Annotated in this window: 21 protein-coding genes and 1 tRNA gene; 7 read left to right on the forward strand and 15 right to left on the reverse strand. The window is 50.6% G+C overall.

The window, feature by feature from the left end:
* Complete coding sequence (locus tag UM181_13675; protein WQC62355.1) at positions 1–501, reverse strand: acetyl-CoA carboxylase biotin carboxyl carrier protein subunit; 501 nt, start codon at positions 499–501, stop codon at positions 1–3.
* Positions 502–748: 247 nt separating this feature from the next.
* On the opposite strand from UM181_13675, the gene UM181_13680 reads away from it, so the two are divergent.
* Positions 749–2,314, forward strand: coding sequence for an AMP-binding protein (locus UM181_13680; protein ID WQC62356.1), 1,566 nt, complete (start codon positions 749–751; stop codon positions 2,312–2,314).
* A gap of 232 nt (positions 2,315–2,546) precedes the next feature.
* On the opposite strand, the gene acs is transcribed toward UM181_13680, so the two are convergent.
* From acs to UM181_13710, 6 genes are all read right to left on the reverse strand, one after another.
* Positions 2,547–4,490 (reverse strand): acetate--CoA ligase, encoded by a 1,944-nt coding sequence (gene acs / locus UM181_13685; GenBank protein WQC62357.1) that lies wholly within the window; start codon positions 4,488–4,490, stop codon positions 2,547–2,549.
* 83 nt (positions 4,491–4,573) lie between these two features.
* Positions 4,574–5,311, reverse strand: coding sequence for an ABC transporter ATP-binding protein (locus UM181_13690; GenBank protein WQC62358.1), 738 nt, complete (start codon positions 5,309–5,311; stop codon positions 4,574–4,576).
* A gap of 12 nt (positions 5,312–5,323) precedes the next feature.
* Complete coding sequence (locus UM181_13695) at positions 5,324–6,079, reverse strand: ABC transporter ATP-binding protein (protein WQC62359.1); 756 nt, start codon at positions 6,077–6,079, stop codon at positions 5,324–5,326.
* A gap of 10 nt (positions 6,080–6,089) precedes the next feature.
* The gene (locus UM181_13700) at positions 6,090–7,283 is read right to left on the reverse strand and encodes a branched-chain amino acid ABC transporter permease (protein ID WQC62360.1); all 1,194 of its coding nucleotides are present in this window, start codon (positions 7,281–7,283) and stop codon (positions 6,090–6,092) included.
* A gap of 3 nt (positions 7,284–7,286) precedes the next feature.
* Positions 7,287–8,309: a branched-chain amino acid ABC transporter permease gene (locus UM181_13705; GenBank protein WQC62361.1), complete on the reverse strand. Its 1,023-nt coding sequence runs from the start codon at positions 8,307–8,309 to the stop codon at positions 7,287–7,289.
* Positions 8,310–8,411: 102 nt separating this feature from the next.
* Positions 8,412–9,758 carry a substrate-binding protein gene (locus UM181_13710; protein ID WQC62362.1) on the reverse strand — a complete coding sequence of 449 codons (1,347 nt, stop codon included), beginning with the start codon at positions 9,756–9,758 and terminating at the stop codon, positions 8,412–8,414.
* 212 nt (positions 9,759–9,970) lie between these two features.
* On the opposite strand from UM181_13710, the gene UM181_13715 reads away from it, so the two are divergent.
* The 5 genes from UM181_13715 to UM181_13735 all read left to right on the forward strand — a co-directional run bounded on the left by UM181_13715 (position 9,971) and on the right by UM181_13735 (position 15,764).
* The gene (locus UM181_13715) at positions 9,971–11,299 is read left to right on the forward strand and encodes a helix-turn-helix domain-containing protein (GenBank protein WQC62363.1); all 1,329 of its coding nucleotides are present in this window, start codon (positions 9,971–9,973) and stop codon (positions 11,297–11,299) included.
* Between the two features lie 72 nt (positions 11,300–11,371).
* Positions 11,372–11,740 (forward strand): response regulator, encoded by a 369-nt coding sequence (locus UM181_13720; GenBank protein ID WQC62364.1) that lies wholly within the window; start codon positions 11,372–11,374, stop codon positions 11,738–11,740.
* Positions 11,741–11,742: 2 nt separating this feature from the next.
* Entirely contained in the window at positions 11,743–12,030 is a 288-nt protein-coding gene (locus tag UM181_13725; GenBank protein ID WQC62365.1) for a hypothetical protein, read from the forward strand.
* Entirely contained in the window at positions 12,030–14,720 is a 2,691-nt protein-coding gene (locus UM181_13730; protein WQC62366.1) for a sensor histidine kinase, read from the forward strand. Before UM181_13725 ends, UM181_13730 begins: the two co-directional genes overlap by 1 nt.
* 57 nt (positions 14,721–14,777) lie before the next feature.
* On the forward strand, positions 14,778–15,764 hold the full coding sequence (locus tag UM181_13735) for a hypothetical protein (protein WQC62367.1): 987 nt from the start codon (positions 14,778–14,780) through the stop codon (positions 15,762–15,764).
* Positions 15,765–15,852: 88 nt separating this feature from the next.
* Here the strand turns inward: UM181_13735 and UM181_13740 are convergent, their stop codons facing one another.
* The 7 genes from UM181_13740 to UM181_13770 form a co-directional block, all read right to left on the reverse strand.
* Positions 15,853–16,272 (reverse strand): TIGR01244 family sulfur transferase, encoded by a 420-nt coding sequence (locus UM181_13740; protein WQC62368.1) that lies wholly within the window; start codon positions 16,270–16,272, stop codon positions 15,853–15,855.
* A gap of 107 nt (positions 16,273–16,379) precedes the next feature.
* A complete protein-coding gene (locus UM181_13745) occupies positions 16,380–17,309 on the reverse strand; it encodes an AEC family transporter (GenBank protein ID WQC62369.1) in 930 nt (309 codons plus the stop codon).
* A gap of 18 nt (positions 17,310–17,327) precedes the next feature.
* Entirely contained in the window at positions 17,328–18,128 is an 801-nt protein-coding gene (locus UM181_13750; protein WQC62370.1) for an MBL fold metallo-hydrolase, read from the reverse strand.
* Positions 18,125–18,931, reverse strand: coding sequence for a TatD family hydrolase (locus UM181_13755; protein WQC62371.1), 807 nt, complete (start codon positions 18,929–18,931; stop codon positions 18,125–18,127). Before UM181_13755 ends, UM181_13750 begins: the two co-directional genes overlap by 4 nt.
* A 16-nt stretch (positions 18,932–18,947) precedes the next feature.
* A complete protein-coding gene (locus UM181_13760) occupies positions 18,948–20,084 on the reverse strand; it encodes a DNA polymerase III subunit delta' (GenBank protein WQC62372.1) in 1,137 nt (378 codons plus the stop codon).
* Complete coding sequence (gene tmk, locus UM181_13765; protein WQC62373.1) at positions 20,081–20,707, reverse strand: dTMP kinase; 627 nt, start codon at positions 20,705–20,707, stop codon at positions 20,081–20,083. Before tmk ends, UM181_13760 begins: the two co-directional genes overlap by 4 nt.
* Entirely contained in the window at positions 20,704–21,843 is a 1,140-nt protein-coding gene (locus UM181_13770) for a D-alanyl-D-alanine carboxypeptidase family protein (GenBank protein WQC62374.1), read from the reverse strand. The genes tmk and UM181_13770 overlap by 4 nt, the downstream gene beginning before the upstream one ends.
* Positions 21,844–22,165: 322 nt before the next feature.
* On the opposite strand from UM181_13770, the gene UM181_13775 reads away from it, so the two are divergent.
* Positions 22,166–22,255, forward strand: a tRNA-Ser gene (locus tag UM181_13775).
* Positions 22,256–23,106: 851 nt separating this feature from the next.
* On the opposite strand, the gene UM181_13780 is transcribed toward UM181_13775, so the two are convergent.
* A complete protein-coding gene (locus UM181_13780) occupies positions 23,107–24,099 on the reverse strand; it encodes a LacI family DNA-binding transcriptional regulator (protein ID WQC62375.1) in 993 nt (330 codons plus the stop codon).
* Positions 24,100–24,149 lie beyond the last annotated feature (50 nt).

The raw sequence follows: 24,149 nt of genomic DNA on the forward strand, positions 1-24,149 counted from the left end.
TTACTCGATAATGACCAGCGGCGTTCCAAATTCGACCGCGGCGCCGTCTTCAACGAAAATGCGCTTTATTGTTCCAGATTTTGGGGCTGGAATATGGTTCATGGTTTTCATGGCTTCGACGATCATCAACGTGTCGCCTTCGTTAATTTGAGCGCCCGTTGAAATGAAGGCCGGCGCTCCGGGCTCTGCCTGCATATAAATCGTACCCACCATTGGACAGGTCACCGCTCCGGGATGGCTTGCAGGATCGGATGCATCGGTGGCATCACTTGACCCCGTTGCGACAGCGGCAGGGGCGTGTGGGGTAGGCGCGGCAACCTGTTGGATGATCGGTGCGGCTGGAACCATCGCGGCCGATGCGGTTCGTGATACGCGCACGTTCAAGCTATCATCTGCGCCATATTCTCGTAAAACCTCAATCTCGCTAAGGTCGCGGCGCTCTAAAAGGTCGGCGAGACCTTCTATGAAAGCAATATCATCCTTGCGTTTTTGCGTTGTCATGTTTCCCTCATTCTTTGTTTTAGCCTGCTCTTGGCCTCGTTAATGTAACTATACGCCATGCAGCGCTGGGTGAAAAGAAATGGATTTACGATTGTTGTCGGGAAAATGCAGTTTTGTACTATTTTCGCAGAGTTTGGGGGATGAAAGCGCGTTGAACAGACAAAAGCTGTTGAACGAGTCGAATTTTACGCCAAGTTGGGACTAGGGACGCATCAGCTGATTGGTTAAATAAAAAAAAGGAAACTCCATGAATTTGGCAGTTTGGTTAGACCGGCAGGCCCGCGCTGCACCCGAGCGGCCAGCCTTGTTTTGGGGCAAAGATATCGTTGCAACTTATGGCCAGTTCGCAGAATCCAGCGGTCGGATCGCCGAGTGGCTGCGCGCAAATGCCGTTCTACCAGGGGATCGGGTTGCAGTATTTATGAAAAACCAACCCGATTACTTGCGTTTGTTCTATGGCATCTGGCAGGCGGGGGCGGTTGTTGTGCCAATCAATGCAAAGCTGCACCCCAAAGAGTTGATTTGGATATTGGAACATTCGGAGGCACGTGTGCTGTTCTGTGAGCCTGAGCTTGTCGCAACATTGCAACAGGACAGCGCGGCAGAACCGCTTGCAACCACCTATGTTGCTGTCGCGCCAAATATGCTTGATGCAGCCTTGAAACAGCTGGCGCCAGATACGGGTAATAGGCAAGCCGCTGAAATGGGGCGATTTCAAAACATCACCGCGCGTAGTACCTACGATTTGGCGTGGCTTTTTTACACCTCTGGAACAACGGGCAAGCCCAAAGGCGTGATGATTACGCATGGGATGCTGCAGGCGATGGCGCTGGGTTATTTTGCCGATGTGGATGCTGTGAGCGCACAAGATTCAGCGATTTATGCGGCGCCTTTGTCGCATGGGGCGGGGCTTTATAACGTAATGCATGTCTTGAAGGGCGCGCAGCACGTCTTTCCATGTTCTGGCGGGTTTGATCCGCTTGAAATTTTTGAATTAGCCAATTTTTTTCAACGGGCTCATCTGTTCGCCGCGCCGACAATGGTCAAACGCATGACCAAAGCCGCGCAACACAAGGGAGTCAACGTTTCGGGTTTGCGCAGCGTTATTTATGGCGGTGGCCCCATGTATTTGAGCGATATCGTGGATGCCACTGCCTGTTTTGGCCCGATTTTCATTCAAATTTATGGTCAGGGAGAATGCCCAATGGCTATAACCGCGCTGTCACGCGCGGATATTTCCGATCGTGAAACACAAGGATGGCAAGAGCGCCTATCGTCCGTAGGGCGGGCGCAATCGGTTGTTGAGCTTCAACTGTTTGATCGTGAAGGAGAGCTTGCACCGCTGGGGCAGGTTGGAGAGATCGCCGTGAAGGGCGCTCCGGTAATGTCTGGATATTGGAAAGATCCACAAGCCACGCAAGCGGCGTTCAAGAATGGGTGGCTTTTGACCGGCGATATGGGGAAATTGGATAAGGCGGGCTACTTAACATTAATAGATCGATCGAAAGACGTAATTATTTCGGGGGGCAGCAATATCTACCCCCGAGAAGTTGAAGAGGTTTTGCTGCATCATCCCAGTATTTCCGAAGTGTCCGTTATTGGGCGCAGGCATCCCGATTGGGGGGAAGAGGTGATCGCCTTTGTGGTGCCTTGGCTCTCACATAGCGTTTCGCAAAGCGCGTTGGATCAATTCTGCCTTGACAGGATCGCACGTTTTAAACGTCCAAAAGAGTATATTTTTGTATCTGAGTTACCCAAGAATAATTATGGGAAAGTTTTGAAAACAGCGTTGCGATCTTTAATAAAATATTAAAAGTTAATATTAATCAATTACTTAAATACGTTTCCTTATGTGCGGGTTTCGAGTGGCTTGAGCTAAAAATATTTCTGGTGTGGCAAACCCAACCCGTTCCCAGTCTAAACAGCGCTCAACATTATCAACCGATCAGAGGCGCAAGGCCATTGCACCTGAAAGAGTCTGCGCAAAGCGCTTTTTGGACATAAATTATGCAGGCTACGAACGGCGTAAGCACCTTAGCATTTTTTTATCCGCGATTCATTCGGTTTTCGATCAGCTCATCAACCACTGCTGGTTCGGCCAATGTTGATGTATCTCCCAAACTGCCATAGTCATTCTCGGCGATTTTGCGCAAAATCCGACGCATAATTTTTCCTGAACGCGTTTTTGGCAGACCTGGGGCCCATTGCACCAAGTCAGGCGAAGCGATGGGGCCAATTTCTTTGCGCACCCATTGGCGCAATTCGCTGCGCAATTCCTCGTTTGGCGATTCCCCACTCATCAGCGTGACGTAACAATAAATGCCCTGGCCTTTGATGTCATGGGGATAGCCGACAACTGCAGCTTCCGACACTTTTGGGTGGGCAACCAATGCGCTTTCCACCTCAGCCGTGCCCATACGGTGACCTGAAACATTGATCACATCGTCAACGCGCCCCGTGATCCAGTAATACCCATCGGCATCGCGCCGGCAGCCATCTCCTGAAAAGTAATAGCCTTTAAAATCGCTGAAATAGGTTTTCACGAAGCGGTCATGATCTCCAAACACGCTGCGCATTTGGCCGGGCCAACTGTCTTTGATGCACAAAACTCCCTCGGCTTCTGTAGAGGTAATTTCTTCGCCTGTTGTCGGGTCCAAAATGACGGGTTGCACCCCAAAGAACGGCAGGGTCGCAGAACCTGGTTTTGTAGTGGTCGCACCGGGCAGAGGGGTGAGCAAATGCCCGCCCGTTTCGGTTTGCCACCATGTGTCAACAATCGGACAATTCCCTTTTCCAACCACATCATTATACCAGTTCCAAGCTTCAGGGTTTATGGGCTCTCCAACGGTGCCCAAGACTTTTAAGGCGCTTAAATCACATTTACTTACAAACTCATCGCCTTGGCCCATCAGCGCACGGATCGCAGTCGGGGCCGTGTAGAATTGGTTTACTTTGTGTTTTTCACAGACTTGCCAAAACCGGCTTGCATCGGGATAAGTGGGCACACCTTCAAACATTAGTGTTGTGGCGCCATTGGCCAGGGGGCCATAAACAATATAGCTATGCCCGGTCACCCAGCCCACATCCGCCGTACACCAGAAAATATCACCCTGATGATAATCAAACACATATTCATGGGTCATGGATGCCCAAACAAGATAGCCGCCCGAGCTGTGCAAAACGCCTTTGGGCTTGCCGGTCGAGCCCGAAGTATACAGCACGAATAAGGGATCTTCGGCGTTCATTTCTGTTGGCGGGCAATGCGGGTCCGCTTTGTCCATCATCGCCCCGAATGCAAAATCTCGCCCCTCTTTCAGGCCAACATCACCCCCGGTGCGTTCAACCACAAGCGTTTTAACATCACCGCAGATCGCCAAAGCTTTGTCGACGTTGGCTTTCAGCGGGGTGTTTTTGCCCCCGCGCGGCGCTTCATCCGCCGTGACCAGCAGTACCGCACCACAATCTTCTACGCGGCTTGCCAAAGCCTCTGGCGAAAACCCGGCAAACACAATCGAATGGATTGCCCCAATCCTTGTGCAGGCCAACATTGCATAAGCCGCCTCTGGGATCATCGGCATGTACAGCACCACCCGATCCCCTTTTTTTACGCCAAGGCTTTTGTAAACATTTGATAATTTGCTGACTTGCTGATGCAATTCATGATAGGTGATATGCTTGCTATCAGCAGGATTATCGCCTTCCCAGATAATAGCGGTTTGGCTGCCACGGCTTTCAAGATGGCGGTCGATGCAATTTGCCGATACGTTCAACGTGCCATCTTCGAACCACTTAATAGACACGTCGGGATGTTCGTAAGAGACGTTTTTAACCGTTTCAAATGGTTTTATCCAATCAACCCGTTTCCCATGTTCGGCCCAAAAGCTGATTGGATCTTCAATCGACTGGGCATAAAGCGCCTCGTAGCGGGCTTGGTCGATATGCGCGTTTTCAGCGAATTTAGCCGTGGGTGCGTAGGATGTCTGGGTCATAACTCTGGTCCCTAATGTCAGAAAGCCATAATTTTCTGTTGGTGGTCTTAACGGCGGATAAAAACCGCCCTCTGCGTATACGTTTAGATGGCGAGATATTCAGCACGCAAGTCGGGGTTGTCCAGTACTTCTTTTGCGCTTCCGTCAAAAACCACGCTGCCCGTGTCTAAGATCACGGATCTATCCGCCAGTTCTAAGGCGCGCACCGCGTTTTGTTCGACTATAATGGTGGTAATGCCTTGCTCTTTAATGATCGCCAAGGTTTTCTCGATTTCATCCACGATAACCGGCGCCAAACCCTCATAGGGCTCATCAAGGAGCAATAGCTTAATGTCGCGCGCCAGAGCACGGGCGATCGACAGCATTTGTTGCTCGCCCCCCGATAAGGTTACCCCTTCTTGTTTGCGGCGTTCGCCCAGGCGCGGGAACAAATCATACAGCCGCTCAATCGACCAGCCGACAGGCTCTACAATTTGTGCCAGTTGAATATTTTCCTCGACGGTCAAACCCTGAATGATCCGGCGGTCTTCCGGCACCAGAGACACGCCAGAGACCGCGGCTTGGTGGCTGCTCATGTTGTGCAAGCTTTGCCCGTCAAGCCAGATTTCACCCTGGCGTAATTGTGGGTCGTCAAGCCGCGCAATTGCGCGCAACGTTGAGGTTTTACCGGCGCCATTGCGCCCTAGAAGAGCCAGAATTTCGCCTTCATTCACGTCTAAGCTGACGCCTTGAACGATATAGCTTTCACCATAATAGGCGTGCATATCATGCATCGAAAAATAACTGTTACTGGCCATTTTTGTTGCGAGGTTACCTGTCATTTTCAGCGCTCCTTATTGCGTCTCGCCCAAATAGGCTTCCTTCACCTTTGGATGGCCTTTGATATTCTCGGGGGTGTCTTCTACCAACGGGGTGCCCTGCGCTAACACGGTGATCCGTTCGGCCAGGCTGAAAACAACGTGCATGTCATGTTCAATAATTGCCATTGTGATATCGCGTTTTTGATTGATCTCCTTCAGAAGATCGATGGTATTATTGGTATCCGCGCGCGCCATCCCAGCCGTTGGCTCATCCAGAAGCAATAATTTTGGGTTCTGCACAAGGCACATGGCCATTTCTAATCGCCGCTTATCGCCGCGAGACAAAGATGCAGCATGCATATCGCGTTTATCGATCATATTGACGTCCATTAAGATTTTTTCTGCGGTTTCCTGGATGTCAGCCTGCGAGCCTACGCTGGCCAGCCCTTGCATCCGAAACGCGCCGTCGCGCTTGGCGAAACATGGGATCATGACGTTTTCAAACACGCTCAGATCGCCAAAAATTTCGGGGGTCTGGAACACGCGCGAGATACCCATCTGGTTAATCTCATGCGGGGAACGGCCCAACACCGATTGGCCATCAAACATCACGCTGCCCGTATCGGGAATGAGTTTGCCGACGAGACAATTCAACAAGGTCGATTTCCCCGCGCCATTTGGACCAATAATCGCGTGCACTGAATTTTCTTTGATGCTTAGATTCACATCTCCCAGCGCTTGCAAGCCGCCAAACCGGATCCCTACATTGTTAATTTCAAGAATACCCATCGTGTCTTCCTTACTCTGCCGGCTTTGTTATGGCTGCGGCTTTATCGTCTTTTTTGCGAAATAATTTACCAATTCGCTGGCCGCCTTCGACAAGCCCGCCGGGTAGAAAAATCACCACCAACATAAACAAAAGGCCCAAGGTCAGATGCCAGCCCTTTCCGATAAATGGGTGAATAATTGCAACGATAAAATTTTCGAGCCCGTCGGGCATGAATGAAAACCACGTGTGAAGAACATTATCGTTTATTTTTGAGAAGATATTTTCGAAATACTTAATCACGCCTGCGCCCAAAATTGGCCCGATCAATGTGCCTGCTCCGCCCAAGATGGTCATCAGCACAACTTCACCAGAGGCTGTCCATTGCATTCGCTCTGCGCCTGCAAGCGGATCGACCGCGCTGAGAAGCCCTCCGGCTAAGCCTGCATACATACCAGAAATCACAAAAGCCGCCAACGTGTAGGGGCGCGCGTTCAAGCCGGTGTAATTCATGCGCTGCTGGTTTGATTTCACCGCACGCAGCATCAAACCAAAGGGCGATCTGAAAATTCGAATGGCCAAATAAACCGATAGGATCATGAACACCGCGCAGAGGTAATACCCCGCGTTGAATTGAAACTCCCAAGCGCCCATTTGCACCTTTTCGGTCGCGCGCATGGAGAATCCGAAGAGGTGGGGTAAGTCCGGCTTGCTGGCTGAATGGAACCATTGCGGATCATTGGCATAGACTTGCAATCCCGTTTCGCCATTGGTCAAATTGAATTTCGGGTTGGATAAAACCGAATAGGCCAGCGCGAAAGACATCTGCGCGAAGGCCAATGTTAAGATTGAGAAATAAATACCCGAGCGGCGAAGAGATACGACACCAATTAGAAACGCAAAAATCCCTGAAGTAACGATGCTCAACGCGATTCCGGGCAAAACATTATAGCCCAGCAATTTAAACATCCAGACGCAGCTATAGCTGCCGACACCCAAAAACGCGGCATGCCCAAAAGACAAATATCCGGTGAGGCCAAACAGAATGTTAAACCCAACCGCAAAAATACCAAAGATAACAAATTTTTGCATCAAATCAGGATAGCCACCATTGAACTGGGCCAATCCTGAATTTGTCGGGAATGGGTTCAGGAAAAACGGCGCCAGCAGCGTAAGCGCGGTTACAATCACCAGAAGCGAAAAATCTTTTTTGTTGAGACCCAGCATCGATTAATCCTCCATTACGCCTTTTTTGCCCAGCAAGCCCCGTGGGCGCGTCAGCAAAACGATAATTGCCACCACATAGATGATGATTTGATTGATGCCCGGAATTGTGGTCGTGGCCCAGGTGGTTGAGGCAAAGCTTTCCAAGATGCCAAGTAGGAACCCAGCCAAAACCGCACCCGGCAAAGATCCCATCCCCCCGACAACCACCACGACGAAACTAAGCACCAGAAAATCCATGCCCATGTGATAATTGGGCGGATTAATCGGCGCATACATGACACCGGCGAGGCCCGCCACGGCAGAGGCAATGCCGAACATAATTGTAAAGCGCCGATCGATATTGATGCCCAGCATGGAAACGGTTTCGCGATCGGCCATTCCCGCGCGCACCACCATGCCAAAGGTGGTGAATTGCAAAAACGCGAATATCCCACCAATAATCAAGACAGAAAAGCAGAAATACACGATACGCCAGACCGGATAGGGCACTTGCAGCCCCACCCATTCCCCCAAATTGGCTACACCAGAAAGTGCATCGGGGGCTGGCGTCGGGATTGGGTTGGCGCCAAACCAAAGCTTAATGATTTCCTGCAGCACGATTGCAAGGCCGAACGTGACCAAAATTTGATCTGCATGGGGGCGCTTATAAAAATGTTTGATAAGCCCGCGTTCCATCACAAAGCCAATCACAATCATGATTGGTATCGAGAAAACAATCGAAAGAGGGACCGCCCATTCAATGACGCTGCCGCCCAAATCAGGCCCCAAAAGTCCGTTTATATATGGCACGTCAACCTTGAGCGGATTGCCCAAAAAGTCGGTTTGGGTTTCGTCAACCTCTTCATAGCTGATGCTTAACAGTTTGGACAAGGTGACCGCACAGAATGCGCCAATCATAAACAAGGCGCCATGCGCAAAGTTTACAACGCCCAACGTGCCGAAGATCAACGTGAGCCCAAGAGCGATCAGAGCGTAAGCCGAGCCCTTATCTAAACCATTTAAAATTTGAAGGATGAATGCGTCCATCGTTCGTGCCTTTATAAAAATTAAAGGGTACCAGTGCACTGCCACTGGGAAATAGGCAAGGGCGGAGGCTAACTGCCCCCGCCCTTATTTTCTTGAGCCGGCTTATGCGCCTGGATTACAGGTGCCCAAATCACCACCCGCAAACATGGGGTGATCGGGCTCGTATTCCACTTGGGCGCGTGGCGTCACTTCAACGATTTCAAGCGTATCGTATTGGTTGGTCGGGTTTTCTTTACCTTTCATAACCAGCACGTCCTTGAAGCATTGGTGGTCCTCAGCGCGATACAAGGTTGGACCATTGCCCAAACCATCAAACTCAAACCCTTCCAAAGCTTCGCCTACGCCGCAGGGGTTAAACGTTCCTGCGCGCTCGCAAGCATCCGCATAAAGCAAGGTTTGAACGTAGCATGTATGCGCAGAATTTGACGGTGGACGTCCATATTTCTCGCCAAACGATTTGACGAAGGCTTTTGATCCGGCATCTGGTAGCTGCCAATTCCAGTTCATCGAACCGATCACGCCTTGCACGTTTTCACCCGCACCAGCCGCCATCAACTCTGAATAAAGCGGAACAACGATTTCAAACTGTTTGCCATTCACCATTTTGTCCCGCAGACCAAACTGGATAGCATTGGTCAAAGAGTTCACCATGTTACCGCCATAATGGTTCAGAACCAACACATCGGCGCCTGAGTTCAACACGGGCGCGATGTAAGAAGAGAAATCTGTTGATGCCAATGGCGTCAGCACATTGTTCACAGTTTCCCAGCCCATGGCTTCGGTTGCCGCCGCAATCGATTCCTGCTGTGTCCAACCCCAAGTGTAATCCGCCGTCAGGTGATACGCGCGGCGATCAGCGCCATAGGCGTTTTTCAAAACGGGGGCCAAAGCAGCTGCTGACATGTACCCGTTGAAGAAATGGCGAAAGCCATTGGCCTTTTTATCTTTACCCGTGGTGTCGTTTGAGTGGGTCAAGCCCGCCATAAAGATAATGCCGGCATCCTGACACAGGCCTTGAACCGCGATTGCAACGCCCGACGATGACCCGCCATTTACCATGATCGCGCCGTCTTTTTCGATCATAGATTTCGCAGAGGCACGCGCCGCATCAGATTTCGTTTGCGTGTCGCCCGTGACAAATTGAACCTTTTTACCCAAAATGCCGTTGCCCTTCAGCGCTTTTGAGCTGAACGTGTTCATCATTCCGCCATCGCCTTCGCCGTTCAAATGCTCTACCGCAAGCTCTTGCGCGCGAAGCTCATCTAAACCCTCTTCTGCGTAAGGGCCCGTTTGCGGCACGTTAAAGCCAAGCGTTACGCTGCTGCCTGTGGGGGCGTTTGTATAGCCTGCATGGCTACCGGCCGTGATAATTGTCGGCAGGGCCAAGCCTGCACCGGCAACGGCGCCGGTCTGCAAAACGCCGCGGCGTGTAAAATTCGATTTTGACATAAAAACCTCCCATGTCGCGTTTCAAGCCCAGTCTCCTCCGATTGGGCGCACATCACTAGAATGTAAGGTATTTATCTTTGTAATTAGAAAATTTCGCAATAAACATCATCAAATCAACAAAAATTTTGTAAATTTATGTAAATGGAATAGACAGTTTTTGTAAATTTATTTATGTTGCAACGCGGCATCCTGCTGAAATTAGGATATAAAATATGACTTCAGAAAACACACCGGGTGCGCGGATCCGGCAAGCCCGGCTTGCGGCGGGCCTGAAGCAAGCCGAATTAGCGGCGAGGGCCGGGATATCGGCGCCCTATTTGAATTTGATAGAGCATGATCGCCGGAAAATCGCTGGCAAATTGTTGATTGACCTTGCCAAGCTGCTCAACGTGGAGGCCACGCTTTTAAGCCAAGGGGCAGAGGCGGCATTGATCGCAGGGTTAAATGATATCGCGGCGCTGTTGGACGCTGAGGCGACAGTGTTGCCCAAAGATACCGCCGATTTTGCCGCACGGTTTTTACCCTGGGCAAATCGTTTGGTCGCGCTGCATGGGAAATACCGCGAACTTGAACATATGGTGAATGCGATGGCCGATCGTTTGTCGCATGATCCGCGCTTGGCAGGTTCCCTGTTTGAAGTGCTCAGCGCAGCAACCGCAATCCGTTCTACAAGCGCTATTCTGGCTGAAACCACCAATATCGAGCCTGAATGGCAAAACCGGTTTCACCGCAATTTAAACGAGGATAGCCGCCGGTTGGCAGCTGGAGCCCAAGCCTTGGTAGGATTTTTAGATCCCGAGGATGCAGACCAAAACAATATCTTATCGCCGCGCGAAGAACTTGATGGGCTTTTGGCCACGCGGCGGTATTACTTTGAAGAATTTGAAGAAAGCGGGGGCGATGTGACACGTCGCGTCGAGGCGAATCCTCAATTGTCGGTCCAAGCGCAAAAATTATTGCAGGATTACCTTGCGCAGTATCAAAAAGATGCTCTTGCGTTGCCGCAAACCACGTTGTCGCGTATTTTGAATGAGTTTGGCAGCGATCCTGTTGAGGCTGCCCGCCGCTCAGGCCAAGCCTTACCCGTGGTTATGCGGCGCATGGCATCTCTGGGCGCCCAGATTTTAAACGTTGAGGTGGGCCTATTGATTTGTGATGCCTCAGGAAGCGTGCTGTTCAACAAACCCGTTCCAGGGTTTAAATTGCCCATATCGGCTGGGTTTTGTGCTATTTGGCCAGTTTTTGAAGCGCTGCAACTTCCAATGCGTCCGATCCGCCTCAAGCTTCAACAAAATGGGCGTGAAGGAGGGCTGTTTCAAAGCTTTTCCTTCGCCCAGCTTCCGGAAATTCCAGCGCGCGCTGATCCTGTGTTGCCCGTGGGCTATATGCTGCTTCAGCCCCACGAAAGCGTATCTCAGGTGCCATCTGCAGAAATGCCACACGCGCAGATGCCGCGTGAAGTTGGCTTAACCTGCCGGCTTTGCACGCGCGCAGATTGTTTTGCGCGCCGCGAAATTTCTGTGTTCGCCGAAGAGTTTTGACATCCGTTGAAGAAATATTGTTAAGTATCGCTTAAGCCGTGCTGGTCACAGCAGTCAGTTTTGGGAGGAACGATGGCGAAGACGGTTCTGCTTATCGAGGATGAGCCAAACATCATTGAGGCGGTGCAATATATTCTGTCGCGCGATGGATGGCAGGTCAAGACGCATGCGAATGGGCATGATGCCAATGCTGTCATTAAAACCAGCCTGCCCGATTTGATTATTTTGGATGTGATGCTTCCAGGTAAAAGCGGTTATGATATTTTAAGAGAAATTCGGCTTACCCCTGAATGTTTGGAGATTCCAGTATTGATGTTGACGGCGCGAGGCCAGACGAAAGACCGTCAAATGGCCGAAGCTCTAGGCGCAAGCCGGTTCATGACAAAGCCGTTTTCCAATCAAGAGATGTTAGACGCTGTCCGCGAATTGGCTGGGGCATAAGCATGCCACAAGGACCCGTTTTTTTAGAACGGCGCAATTACAAGGCGCGCAGAGTGATTGACGCGGCGCATATTCTGCCACTGTTGGGCATTTTTTTATGGAGCGTGCCATTCCTGTGGCAGTCTATCGAAAAGCCGTCGATCTTAATTTCCAGCGCGGGTCTTTATGTGTTTGGCGTCTGGCTCCTTTTGATCGTAAGTCAGTTTGTTTTGTCTTGGAAATTGCGGCATTTGCCCGAGGATGTTCAGCGCTCGATAGATGTATCGGGTTCCGATAAGGCCGAACTCTAATGTTGAATCTGCTCATTTTCGTGTGCTTACTTTATGTCGGGTTGTTGTTCGCAGTAGCGTTTATTGCGGAAAAAGCCGCGATGCGCGGCCGCGGGCGATGGTTGCGCAGCGCCTGGATTTATACTTTATCCATTTCAATATATTGCACTGCCTGGACCTTTTATGGCGCCGTTGGCTATGCTGCGCGCTCAGGGTTAGAATTTCTGACAATTTACATCGGACCGTCATTGGTCATGTTTGGCTGGTGGTGGGTTTTGCGCAAGCTGGTGCGCATCGGTCGCAGCCAAAGGGTCACCTCGATAGCGGATTTATTATCGTCTCGATTTGGAAAATCAAACAGTTTGGCGGCTTTGATCACATTTTTGGCTGTGGTCGGCACAACCCCCTATATCGCGCTGCAACTGCAATCTGTCACCCTATCCTTTGAAGTGTTCGCAGCATCGGGAGAGGTTGGACAAAGCGCAACATTGGGGGGCAATACGGCGTTTTGGGTTGCCGTTGGCTTGGCTTTATTCACCATCGTTTTTGGAACCCGAAACTTGGATGTGAATGAACGACATCACGGCGTGGTGATTGCGATTGCGGTTGAGGCGATTGTGAAGCTGTTTGCGCTTTTGGCGGTTGGTGTCTTCGTTGTCTGGGGGGTTATGGGAGGAATCGGCCAGACATTTGCAAAAATTGATCAGTCGTCTTTGGCGCATTGGAGCGTTGATAACAGCCGCTGGGCCAGCCTGACATTCTTGTCAGCGGCGGCATTTTTATGCTTGCCTCGGATGTTTCAGGTTTTGGTGGTTGAAAATGAAGATGAGGCATTTTTGGAAACCGCCTCATGGGCCTTTCCGCTCTATTTGCTGTTGATGTCGCTTTTCGTGGTGCCAATCGCGGTTGTGGGGCTTGATATCTTGCCATCGGACGCCAATCCGGATCTGTTCGTTTTGACCTTGCCGTTGTCTCAGGGGCAAGACAGTCTGGCCATTCTAGCCTTTTTAGGCGGGTTCTCATCGGCCACCTCAATGGTGATTGTGGCCTCAATCGCCTTATCAACGATGGTTTCCAACCATGTGGTGATGCCACTTTTTCTGCGGGTCAGTGGCAATATGCTGAGCATGTCGGGCGATGTACGTAAAGTGGTTTTAATGGCGCGGCGTTTGTCAATCGCGGTGATTTTGCTCTTGGGGTATCTGTATTATTCGTTGTCGGGCGGGGGCGCTGCGCTGGCCGCTATTGGCTTGGTGTCATTTACCGGTGTTGTACAAGTATTGCCGGCCTTGATTGGTGGTATCTTCTGGCGCGGGGCAACTCGTCTTGGGGCTTTATGGGGGGTTGGCACGGGCTTTGGTATTTGGCTTTATACTCTTTTTATTCCAAGTTTGGGTTTGGATCTTGGATTTTTGCTGCAGCTTATGCAGCTGGGTCCGTTTGAAATTTCTTGGTTGCGCCCACAGGCTTTATTTGGAATTTCAGGTTTAGATCCCTTGGTGCATGCGGTGTTCTGGAGCATCTCTTTGAACAGCTTGGTATTTGTTTTTGTGTCATTGATCAGTTTTCCATCACCCCTGGAACGGCTGCAGGCGGTACAATTCGTGAATACCTTTGATTACGCTCCCAGCCCGCATAGTTGGAATGGCCGGGTTGGGCAAAGCGAAGAGCTGATGGTTATGGCGCAACGGATCTTGGGATCCCTCGAAGCGCAGGCTTTGTTTCAAAGTGAAGTTGTGAAGCAAGGTGGGGCTGGATATCTTCCTGAACCCACACCAGAGTTTTTACAAAAACTAGAGCGGGCGCTTGCAGGATCGGTTGGGGCGGCGACGGCGCATGCGATGATGGGAAAAATAATGGGTGGTCTTGCCGTCTCTGTTCAGGATCTGATGGCGGTGGCCGATGAAACGGCCCAAATGCTTGAATATTCAAGTCGGCTAGAAATGAAATCGGATGAATTGGTGCGCACGGCGGGCCAATTGCGGCGCGCAAACGATAAACTGACCAGGCTATCCGTGCAAAAAGATGCCTTTCTATCCCAGATCAGCCATGAACTGCGCACCCCAATGACTTCTATATTGGCTTTTGCCGAAATTTTGCGCGATGGCCCCGATTTATCCACGGGTGATTTAAACAAATATGCGGGGATTATTCACGAAGAATCGCTCAGGCTAACCCAGCTTTTGGACGACCTGCTTGATTTGAGCGTGCTAGAGAATGGGCAAGTCACGTTAAAGATTAGCAGCACCGCGATTGAGCCCTTGTTGCAACGCGCAGCGTTGACAGTCGGTGGTGGAGCCGAGCTAGATAAATTAGCGTTGCGGGTAAAGCTGCCCGAAAACTGCCCTGAGATAAAAACCGACGATATGCGGCTTGGCCAAGTGTTCATCAATTTAATCGCCAACGCGGTTAAATATTGTGAAGCGGCGGCGCCATCCCTTACCGTAACAGGATTTCAAAGAGGTCGTCAGTTGGTTTTGGACTTCGTGGATAATGGCCGCGGTATCCCAAAGGATCAGCAAGATCTGATTTTTGAGAAATTTTCACGGGCTGGGGATCAAAAAGCTGGCGGTGCGGGATTGGGATTGGCGATCTGCAAAGAAATAATGCAGCGCTTGGGCGGAGATATTTCGTATTTGCCGGGCCAAGGTGGCGCAGGGTTTCGGGTTTTATTGCCCTTGGATGATGACGGCTCCGCAAAACGCGTTTAAAGGAAATTTTAAGCATCTCAAGGCTAAAGCTTTTCTCACAGGGTCGGAAACGTCATCTTGCTAAGGAAAAGCGCGATCGAAAGAGCCGTCAATATATTGCGCCAAAAAGCCAGCTTGGCGCGCCCACAAGGAAAGCAGGTCCACCGGATCATCAGTGAAGGTTTGCAAATCGCTGTTGCCAAATCAGCACTCGGGCAGATGAACTTAGCGTTGCGTCCAGCGCATCACGACTCGCAGCTGCTTTTAGCGCAGGATATCGCTATAGCTTTGAAAGATTTTGTTCTGATTGGTGCCCTAAAGGGCGAAGATGAGGCATTAGGTTTTGCAGCCTTGAACTGGACTGCGCTCAGGTGTTTGATCGAAATCCAAACATTGGGGCGCGTTTCGGGGCGCGCTTTGGCCCGCGGACGCGCCTCAACGCGCACTGATTTTGCGTTGGTCGCCCCCTTCATAGATGATGTTTTGCGATCAATGCCGCTGAAGGGGCTTTCTGCGCGCTTGCAAGAATCTTTGAAAGGATTGCGCTTGGTGTTTCCCGCAAAGGATCCGGACGCTTTGAGTTTGTGGTTAAGCAGTTCTCATTTCACGATATTTCAAACCAGTTTTTCCGTTGAGGAGGTCGCGGATAATTTAGTGATTATGGTTGGAGTTCCTTGCGAAATAATGAGTTTGGGCGCGGTGATGCAAAACGGCGAAGGTTTAAAATTGGGCGCACAAACCGATTTGATGTCACTCCAGGCGAATTTACGCGCAGAGCTGCATCGCTTTTCAATACCTTGGAACGCGCTTGAAAAATGGCGGAAAGGCACGATCTTACCCCTTCCTCAAACGGTTTTTGACAACGCGTTGCTTAGGCCCGAAGGGGGCGCTGCGCCTTTGCCGGTGAGGTTAGGGAAAATAGGGCTGCGGCGCGCGGTCGTTTTAAACGCTCTTGAAACTGAGCTTACTGAGCCTGTGTCGATTCCTGAGCAGGGTGAGTCGCAGGGGGGAGCGCAGCCGAGGGGCAATGAAACGCCGGCCGAGGGCCATGAAGGCGAGGTTTGAGCGGACTTTTGCGTTTGCCTTCGGTTTGAACTCCAAGCAAATGGCAATCTAACCTGCTGTTGAAGTAAAGCCCGGCGTGGCTTTCAAGCTATGAATTTTTGGTAAGATAAGGCCGCAACCCGTCCAATGGATAGCCCGCTTGTGCGGTTAAGGATAAAATTTCCTCTGCGTCACGCAGACCCGCTTGTGATAAGGCCCAGATTATCGTGCATCGTGTTCCAGAGGCACAATAGGCCAGAACGGGCCCTTGTGATTGCTCTACCAGTTCAAATTGATGGGCAATGGTGTCTCGGTCCATGCTGTGGCTGCTCAGTGGCAACACTTCGAACCGCATTCCAGCCGCTTCAACTGCGACTTTTATAACCTCGGATTGCAGTTCTAAAGGAACTTCAAAATCTGGTCGGTTACAGATTATAGTCGTGAAGCCGGCTTTTTTTAAACCATCAACATCCGCTACATCGATTTGCGGAGAAACGTGATAACGGCCATATATATGTTGTGCAGTCATGAAGATCCGATAACTTTTGTGGTTGATATTGTCAAATTTATGCACCACAGCCTAAGCCGGATTTCAATCATAGCATATTGAAAAATATGCATAATGATCAGATACTTTTAGGGTAAAATATATAACCAGCACCAGACGGTTATGATCGAGGCTGAGGTGCTGAATAAGACTGCCGACGCTGCAACGCGTCGCGCAGCCCCATACATATTGGCAAAGACATAGCTGTTGATGCCAGGGGCCATCGCGCTGGTTAACACAGCCGAGCGCAGCCCCGCTTGCTCAAGTGACAGTGCTTGCCCGCTTATCCAGACCAAAGAGGGATGCAGCAGCAGGGCCACCGCCATAACCCATAAAATTGGCCCTGTATCGCCTTCAGGCCGGTATTGGTACAAAACGCCCCCCATCCCGAACAGAGCTGCCGGTAAGGCGGCTTGGATCAACATGTCAACGGCTTCGGTGACAGGGCTGGGCAGCGGGACTTTTAGAAAATTGACGGCAAAGCCGACCAGAATGCCTAGAAAGAGAGCATTTTTGAACATGGCGATAAAGACGCTTTTTACAACGGGCATCACCGATTTCTGCCGGTTGCGTACAATTTCCATGGTTAAGATGCCAAGGCAGTAGCAAAAAGGGGCATGCAAGGCGACGATCGCGTAATTTGAGGTCAATGCGGCCGCGCCATAGGCGCGTTCGGTAATCGCCAAACCGAGCATGAGTGAATTGGAAAACAGACAGCAAAAGCCAATCGCAACGCAATCTTCCCAAGGCCGCTGGAACAAAAGCCTTGATCCAAATAATCCGGCCAGAAAACAGACGGTTGCTCCACTGTAAAAACTAAACAGAAGCGCAAAATCAAAAACTTGGCTCAAATCAAGCGAGGCGATCGCACCAAATAAAAGGCATGGGATAGCAAAGTTTTGTGTGAAACGCATCAATCCATCAACAGAATCTGTTGAAAAAAAGCCTGCCCAGACCGCAGCATAGCCGAACCCGATGACCAAAAAAACTGGAAAAATAACTTCAATTAACGCGTGCATGGCCGGGGCTTAAAAAGATCAAAGATCATAGGAGAGAACCATCCCGTCAAAAGCGGGCAGAATATGTTTGGGAAGCTCCACCTGCAAGGTGGCATAATCTAAATCATTATGCATATTTGTTAAAACGGCGCGCGCAACGTTTGATTGATCAATCCACTCAATGCTTTGGGCCAGATGGGAATGTGAGGGGTGCGGATCACGGCGCAACGCGTCCAGTATCCAGCAGTCAATGCCAGCCAGAGCCTCCCATGCAGCAGGGGGCATGGCTGAAACATCGGGTAAGTAAGCCACGGGACCGATCCGGAACCCCAATGCAGTGATTTGCCCATGCGCAACTTCAAACGGTGTAAATTCAATCTGGCCGCCTGCGCCATCAATCTTCACTGGCCCTTCGATGTGATTGAGCTGCAAGATGGGGGGGTAGGCAGAGCCCTCAGGTTGTTTGAACGCATAAGAAAAGCGGCTAAGCAGGCCGGCGCTTGTAATTTGGTTGGCCCAAACGGGCAGGCGGCTACGCCGGTTGAACACAATCATGCGTAAATCATCCAGCCCGTGCACATGATCGGCGTGGTCATGCGTGTAGAGCACCGCATCCAAACGGCCCACTTGCGCCTGTAAAAGCTGCGCGCGCATATCCGGTGAGGTGTCAATCAGCACTTGTGTTCGGCCATTTTCACTTTGGCGCTCAACCAAAAGCGAGCAGCGCGTTCGGGCATTTTTGGGATTATTGGGATCGCAAGCCCCCCAATTTCCGCCAAGCCGCGGCACCCCACCCGAGGACCCACATCCCAAAATTCGAAACCGTAACTGGTCTGTCATTGCATGGTCTCATAGGCGGCAGCTTTTACAAAAAGTCGGTTAAAATTTTTCTCAACCTGCGCTGCGAACGCAGCATAGTCTTGCCCAAAGAAAGTCGCCGCTGCGCGGGCGGTGAGCGCGACATAAGCAGGTTCATTACGCCTGCCACGATGGGGTGGCGGCGCCAAATAAGGGCTGTCGGTTTCGACCAAAAGCCGCTCTTGCGGCGCGAATTTGAAAATTGCCCTTAGCTGATCGCTTTTGGGGAAGGCTGTGATTCCAGAGAGCGATAGGTAAAACCCCAAATCCAAACATCTGCGCGCCAAGGTTTCGCCAGAGGAAAAACAATGCATGACGCAAGAATAGGGCGCATTTTTATACTCAGCGCTCAAAATGTCTGCGATGTCTTCATCCGCTGCGCGGGCATGAATAATCAGGGGCAACCCACTTTGTTGCGCTGCGCGTATATGCACCAAAAGCGAGGTTTTTTGAATCTCGGCGCTGTCGCTTGAATAATGATAATCAAGACCGGTTTCCCCAATCCCCACCATTTTTTTGTGTTTACAAAGCGCCAGTAGCTCATCAAGGGTGACCAAAGGCTCATCTGCTGCGCTCATCGGATGGGTGCCAGCCGCGTAAAAAACAGGTGCATATCGCGCGGCGATGGCGCGTACAGAGGGTTCATTCTGTAATTTTGTACAAATCGTTACCATGCGATGAACGCCCGCGGCCTGCGCTCGGCTTATTATAGAGTCAAGCTCATCGGCAAAATCTGGGAAATCCAGATGGCAATGGCTATCAGTGATCGCGGGGGATATGTTCATTCACGGCCCTTGGCTCTTACAATGCTGCAGCGCATTTTTCTATCTTGAAGAACATATCTAGGATCAATGTCACCGGGTCAAGGTTGACCGCCCGCCCATGACGCATTCGTTGTGAAATATCTTGCTGCAAGAGGGCCCATTTACGGGCGCCTATTGGCCCTTTATGAAGTGTTGTGAACAGCTTTTGGTCAAGCGTTGTAGGATCCGAATCCGGATCCAGTGGGATAAGCGATGTTTTCGCAGCTTGCCCTAAAATATAATCGATAAGGTCTATCAACAAATCAAAACGCTCTGAATTCGCTTGCCCTGCAAAGCTTTCAGCCAGTTTTAAAGCGGCGCTTTGGTTCAGGCTGGGCAACGTTTGCAGGGTTGAAATTAGCGCGCTGTAAAGCGCATCTCCGTCAAGCTGAGCCAAACGGATCGCTTGACCGGCTGACCCTGCAGAGAGGCGCGTGAAGAGTGAGCTTTGTTCTTCAGAAAGGTGGATTTTTGCCTGAGTCAAAGCTTGCTGCATCATATCATGCGATAAGGCTGAGAGGCGCAGCTCTCGGCAGCGCGACCGTAGCGTTGGCAAAAGGGCGGCCGGTTGATGGCTGATCAAAAACAAAAAGGCGTTTTTGGGCGGCTCTTCCAGCATTTTCAACAGCGCATTGGCGGCGCTACCCGTCATATCATCGGCGGCATCAATTATCACCACGCGTGCGCCGCCATCGGCCGCTGACAGGCCGAAAAAGCTTTTTAGGCTGCGCACATCATCAACCGTAATATTTTGCTTAAAGCGTTTGCGTTTTTCATCATAGCTGCGCCTAAGCACGCAAAGCGCGGGCTCTGAACCGGCCAGTATACGGGGCAGGGCGGGGTGGTCTGGTGGTGTTTCCAAATTCGATACGTGTTGACTCATCGCGCCAAACAGGCCGTCTTGGGCCGGCGCATTTGGCGTTGTGAGCAAGAATTTGGCAATTTTCCAAACAAGCGTTGCTTTGCCAACGCCGCGCGGGCCGCTCAGCAACCATGCGTGATGCAACCTGCCCCTGTCAAAAGCGTTTAAAAATTGTTGTTGAGCGCTATCTTGACCAAAAATTGTGGTGGCTTCAGAGGGATGCGGCGCCCCGAAAATTTTATCGGACACTGGCAGCGGCTCAAGATCTTTCATGAGAGCGCCAGTTTAACGCGTTGATATATGGTTTCGGCCAGTTCTACGATATCACGATTGCCGTCCACAACCGCGATACGCGTTTCGAATTCACGCGCCAGCTCTAAAAATCCGCTGCGCATGCGTTGTTGCAGATCGAGGCCAAAATCTTCAAAACGTTCCTCTGCTGTTGCGCGCGCTTTCGCCCGTTTCAATCCGATTTCTGGATCCATATCGATTAAAATCGTAATATCGGGATCATATGGGATCATAAGGCGGTGCAACTGATCCACAAGCGCCCGCAGATCGCCCCGACTTATACCTTGATACATGCGGGTTGAATCCGCAAAGCGATCGCAGATGACGATTTTGCCTTGAATGAGCGCGGGTAAAATCGTGCGTTCGATGTGATCACGCCGGGCCGCAGTGAATAATAGTATTTCGGTTTCAGCAGACCATCTATCGGTTGCGCCTTGTAGAACAAGATCGCGAATTTCTTCTGCACCTTCTGAGCCACCGGGCTCTCGCGTCAAAATAATATCATAGCCTTCGTCTTGCAAGCGCGCCGCCAAAAGCTTGGTTTGCGTTGATTTGCCAGACCCATCTATGCCCTCAAACGTGATGAAACGCCCGGGATAAGTCAAAATGCCGCCTCCGGACCGTCGATCAGCATGTTTTTCAAGGTGATCGCCGCGGTTCTCAGCCGCGCAGAAAACCCACCAACTGAAATTGAGGTTGCCGCGAAAAGATCGTAGCGGCTGTCGGGTAAACCATCAGATGAAACGATCAAATCCGCTATTTTATCACCTTGTTTGATAGGGGCGGGGATCGGCCCCTTATATTCAATCCGCAAGGTCAAACTGTCTTTGCTCATTACGGGTACCAGAATTTGTAGGTCTTGGTTCAAGGACAAAGCAACTGATTTTTCGCTACCATTCCAAACCGGCGCCAATGCCAGCGGGGTACCTTTTGATCTGAGGGGGCGCAGCGAGAATTGTCGGAAGGCCCAATTCACCATCGCTTCTGCTTCCTCCGCGCGCTCGCGCGCCGAACCCAAGCCTGAAAGCACAAACACAATACGGCGCTCGCCCTGTACGGCCGATCCTACAAGCCCATATCCGGCCTCTTTTGTATGACCCGTTTTTAACCCGTCGGCTCCGATCTGCAATTTCAACAAAGGGTTACGGTTTTGTGTATTCGCAGGGGCTCTTCCATCAAATTCAAAGCGTTGTTCGGCGAAAAGCGGGTAAAATTCTGGAAAGTCTTTGATCAGAGCGGATGCTAAAAGACCTAGATCATGCGCGCTCATCGCGTGTCCGATCTGTGGCCAGCCATTTGAATTTGTAAAAGTTGACTGTGTCATGCCAAGTTGTTTCGCGCGCTGCGTCATCATAGTGGCAAAGCCGGCTTCGGTTCCATCGGGCGATAGGGCTTCGGCGATGACCGCGCAGGCATCATTTCCAGATAGTACAATAATCCCGCGCAAGAGATCTTCGACCGTGACGCGATCGGATGTATCCAGAAACATTGTTGAGCCACCATAGCTGGCTGCATGATCAGAAACAGGCAGCTTTTCATCCAGGTTTAAACGGCCCGCTCGGATAAACTCGAACGCCATATAAAGCGTCATCAGTTTTGACATAGAAGCTGGCGGCAAGGGCGTTTCTGAGTTTTTTGACAGCAGCACGGAACCACTGGTCAGATCAATCGCGTAGGCGGCTTTGGCTTTGGTGTCAAACGACCAGGCAACCTGCCCCAAAAAGGCGCAGATGCAAAACATAAAAAATGTGATTGCCCCTGCTTTTTTAATTTGAAGTGGTGAAAACCGCCAAAACATTGCTCTACCTATACCTGATATGCCGTAAACACAGTTTATCGGTTAATGATGAAGTTTCAATGCCGGTTGCTGGCTCATGGGGTTAATCTTTTAGAAGAGCTGATTGTTTTTCAGCCGCGCAAACATAAACAGCGAATGGGAATGGAGGTTTTTGGTGCGAGGTCGCGCCATGATATTGATTTTAAGCCAATTTGGCTACGAAAGTCTGTTTTATTTAAGATTGGCTCTTTTAGAATCAATCTTCTGCAGCTATGCGGGGTTCGTCGGAGGAGTGGCAGAGTGGTTGAATGCACCGGTCTTGAAAACCGACGTAGGTGAAAGTCTACCGTGGGTTCGAATCCCACCTCCTCCGCCATAAGGCAGACATTTTCAATGTGTTAGCCTTGAAATTGAGTGCTACCCATTCTCTTACCCATTAATAATATGATTGCTTCGTTTTCTGAAGTTGAACCGAGTGCCCGCTTCAGACTTTTAAATTAACCAAATGGCAATGTTGTCGTTCGTTGCGAGGTATATTTGAACTAGGGGGTAGAGGGACCGATGGGGTGGGGCATAACCATGCAAATAGGTATCCCGTTCATTTCAAGCACCAATTTTAGAAAAACAACCTAAGGTTGTTTTGAGTGTAATACATAAATTATGAAGACCATAACAGCCTACGATGCAGAGGCTTAGGCGCGTGCACGGGTTACAGAAATTCGCTCCAATCCATGCCTCGTTTCACAATCTATTCAACTCGCAAAGGTCACTCTCAAAACGTAGCACATTCAAACTATACCGTGACGCTGCTCTCACCGAGTGGCGTTCTTTAGTGATCTCGTAGACATACTCGTCAAATGAATACTGATGCTTTGGCCCGTTTGTCTGACAGCACCAGCGCGCGAGCTTTCTTTCGCTGGTGTCTGTTATGTTGTCTTGCTGTTGAGTTTGGCGAGCGAAGCTCCCCAACACTCAACGTTTTCAGTACCATTTTCATGGTCACCTCCATTCGTTGATATGGGGCTTCACTCTTGAAGCTATGTAATCCGCTTACATCTATAAGCGCGGCTTAGCTGAATGCTAAAACTAGGGACAGAATAGCACATAAATCAGGTACAAAAAAGGGGTGGGTTAAAGATTGTTGCGGAGTTATGGGCGCTTTGAGGCTATGGGTTCATTTGTTTGTCGATGCTTTAGGGCATTGTTCTGGCAACATCAGCACCTCTGCTAAAAGCGAGGTGTTTCAATCCATGACTGCGGCAGGGCTGAGGGGTCCGCAAGTTGTTTGAGCATCATATTGCCAAGGCCTTTTCCGGCTGCCTGGAAGTCTTCTTCCACCGACTTGATTGCGGGACAAATGCGTTGTACCAGCCCATGGCTTTCTTTGCTCACAACGTGAATTTCTTTGCCAATCTTTATCCCAGCGCGTCGGGCGGCTTCAAAGCAAGAGATTCCGACATCTGCGCTAGTTGCTATGAAGCCGATCGTTTCTTTTCCATTTTTCAAGCGTGAGGTCATTGCGGCCGCTATTTCTTCCTGCGAAGAGTCCAGCGTTACGTCTTTGAGAATTTCACCGCTGCAAGAACTCTGGCCAATTCCTTCTGCCCAGCCTTGCAAGCAATCTTGCGCGTATGCCATGTGACGTGGGGGCGGGATTAGAATCACCGAGTCGACACCTGCGTTGGCAAGCCATGTCACACCATCTTTGCAAAATGCGCGGTTGTCGAAGTCGTAGAAACAATGCGTGTCCTTGAAGCCAGTTTGACCGTGCGTTGCAAATGGTAACCCGCGATCCAGAAGGTATCTGGCCCTGTTGTCCATAGGCTGTGTATTCGTGAACACGATTGCATCTGCAGTTTCGTTCTCAACCACATATCTTATGGCGTCCATGGGATCCTCGCTCGTCAGGTGCGGCGTCACAATTAGGTGGTAGGGAGACCCGATCAATGCTTCGGACAAGCCGCTAGCAAAATTGGATGAATTCCCGAGCGCTTTCGACTCAGTGGGAAGCACGAGGCTGATCACATAGGTCTTGCCTGTACGCAAGCGGACGCCAGCGCGATTCCGACGGTAGCCAATCTCATCGGCCACTTTACGGACACGATCTTTCGTTGATTGCTTGATTTCGGGGGCGTTTACCAACGAACGCGACACTGTACTAACACCCAATCCGGTGATCTGCGCAATCGTTTTTAGAGTTGGTTTCGCCTGAATCGCCATAGTCGCTGCCGCCTTGCTCAAGAATCACTTATAAACTGAATCGTTTCAAT

It is taken from the genome of Alphaproteobacteria bacterium US3C007 (assembly GCA_034423775.1).
Classification (GTDB): Bacteria; Pseudomonadota; Alphaproteobacteria; order Rhodobacterales; family Rhodobacteraceae; genus Thalassovivens; species Thalassovivens spotae.

Excerpts from the sequence above, each read along its gene's own strand:
- UM181_13675 (WQC62355.1), bottom strand. The coding sequence starts at position 501 with ATGACAACGCAAAAACGCAAGGATGATATTGCTTTCATAGAAGGTCTC.
- UM181_13680 (WQC62356.1), top strand. The coding sequence starts at position 749 with ATGAATTTGGCAGTTTGGTTAGACCGGCAGGCCCGCGCTGCACCCGAG.
- acs (WQC62357.1), bottom strand. The coding sequence starts at position 4,490 with ATGACCCAGACATCCTACGCACCCACGGCTAAATTCGCTGAAAACGCG.
- UM181_13690 (WQC62358.1), bottom strand. The coding sequence starts at position 5,311 with ATGACAGGTAACCTCGCAACAAAAATGGCCAGTAACAGTTATTTTTCG.
- UM181_13695 (WQC62359.1), bottom strand. The coding sequence starts at position 6,079 with ATGGGTATTCTTGAAATTAACAATGTAGGGATCCGGTTTGGCGGCTTG.
- UM181_13700 (WQC62360.1), bottom strand. The coding sequence starts at position 7,283 with ATGCTGGGTCTCAACAAAAAAGATTTTTCGCTTCTGGTGATTGTAACC.
- UM181_13705 (WQC62361.1), bottom strand. The coding sequence starts at position 8,309 with ATGGACGCATTCATCCTTCAAATTTTAAATGGTTTAGATAAGGGCTCG.
- UM181_13710 (WQC62362.1), bottom strand. The coding sequence starts at position 9,758 with ATGTCAAAATCGAATTTTACACGCCGCGGCGTTTTGCAGACCGGCGCC.
- UM181_13715 (WQC62363.1), top strand. The coding sequence starts at position 9,971 with ATGACTTCAGAAAACACACCGGGTGCGCGGATCCGGCAAGCCCGGCTT.
- UM181_13720 (WQC62364.1), top strand. The coding sequence starts at position 11,372 with ATGGCGAAGACGGTTCTGCTTATCGAGGATGAGCCAAACATCATTGAG.
- UM181_13725 (WQC62365.1), top strand. The coding sequence starts at position 11,743 with ATGCCACAAGGACCCGTTTTTTTAGAACGGCGCAATTACAAGGCGCGC.
- UM181_13730 (WQC62366.1), top strand. The coding sequence starts at position 12,030 with ATGTTGAATCTGCTCATTTTCGTGTGCTTACTTTATGTCGGGTTGTTG.
- UM181_13740 (WQC62368.1), bottom strand. The coding sequence starts at position 16,272 with ATGACTGCACAACATATATATGGCCGTTATCACGTTTCTCCGCAAATC.
- UM181_13745 (WQC62369.1), bottom strand. The coding sequence starts at position 17,309 with ATGCACGCGTTAATTGAAGTTATTTTTCCAGTTTTTTTGGTCATCGGG.
- UM181_13750 (WQC62370.1), bottom strand. The coding sequence starts at position 18,128 with ATGACAGACCAGTTACGGTTTCGAATTTTGGGATGTGGGTCCTCGGGT.
- UM181_13755 (WQC62371.1), bottom strand. The coding sequence starts at position 18,931 with ATGAACATATCCCCCGCGATCACTGATAGCCATTGCCATCTGGATTTC.
- UM181_13760 (WQC62372.1), bottom strand. The coding sequence starts at position 20,084 with ATGAAAGATCTTGAGCCGCTGCCAGTGTCCGATAAAATTTTCGGGGCG.
- UM181_13770 (WQC62374.1), bottom strand. The coding sequence starts at position 21,843 with ATGTTTTGCATCTGCGCCTTTTTGGGGCAGGTTGCCTGGTCGTTTGAC.
- UM181_13780 (WQC62375.1), bottom strand. The coding sequence starts at position 24,099 with ATGGCGATTCAGGCGAAACCAACTCTAAAAACGATTGCGCAGATCACC.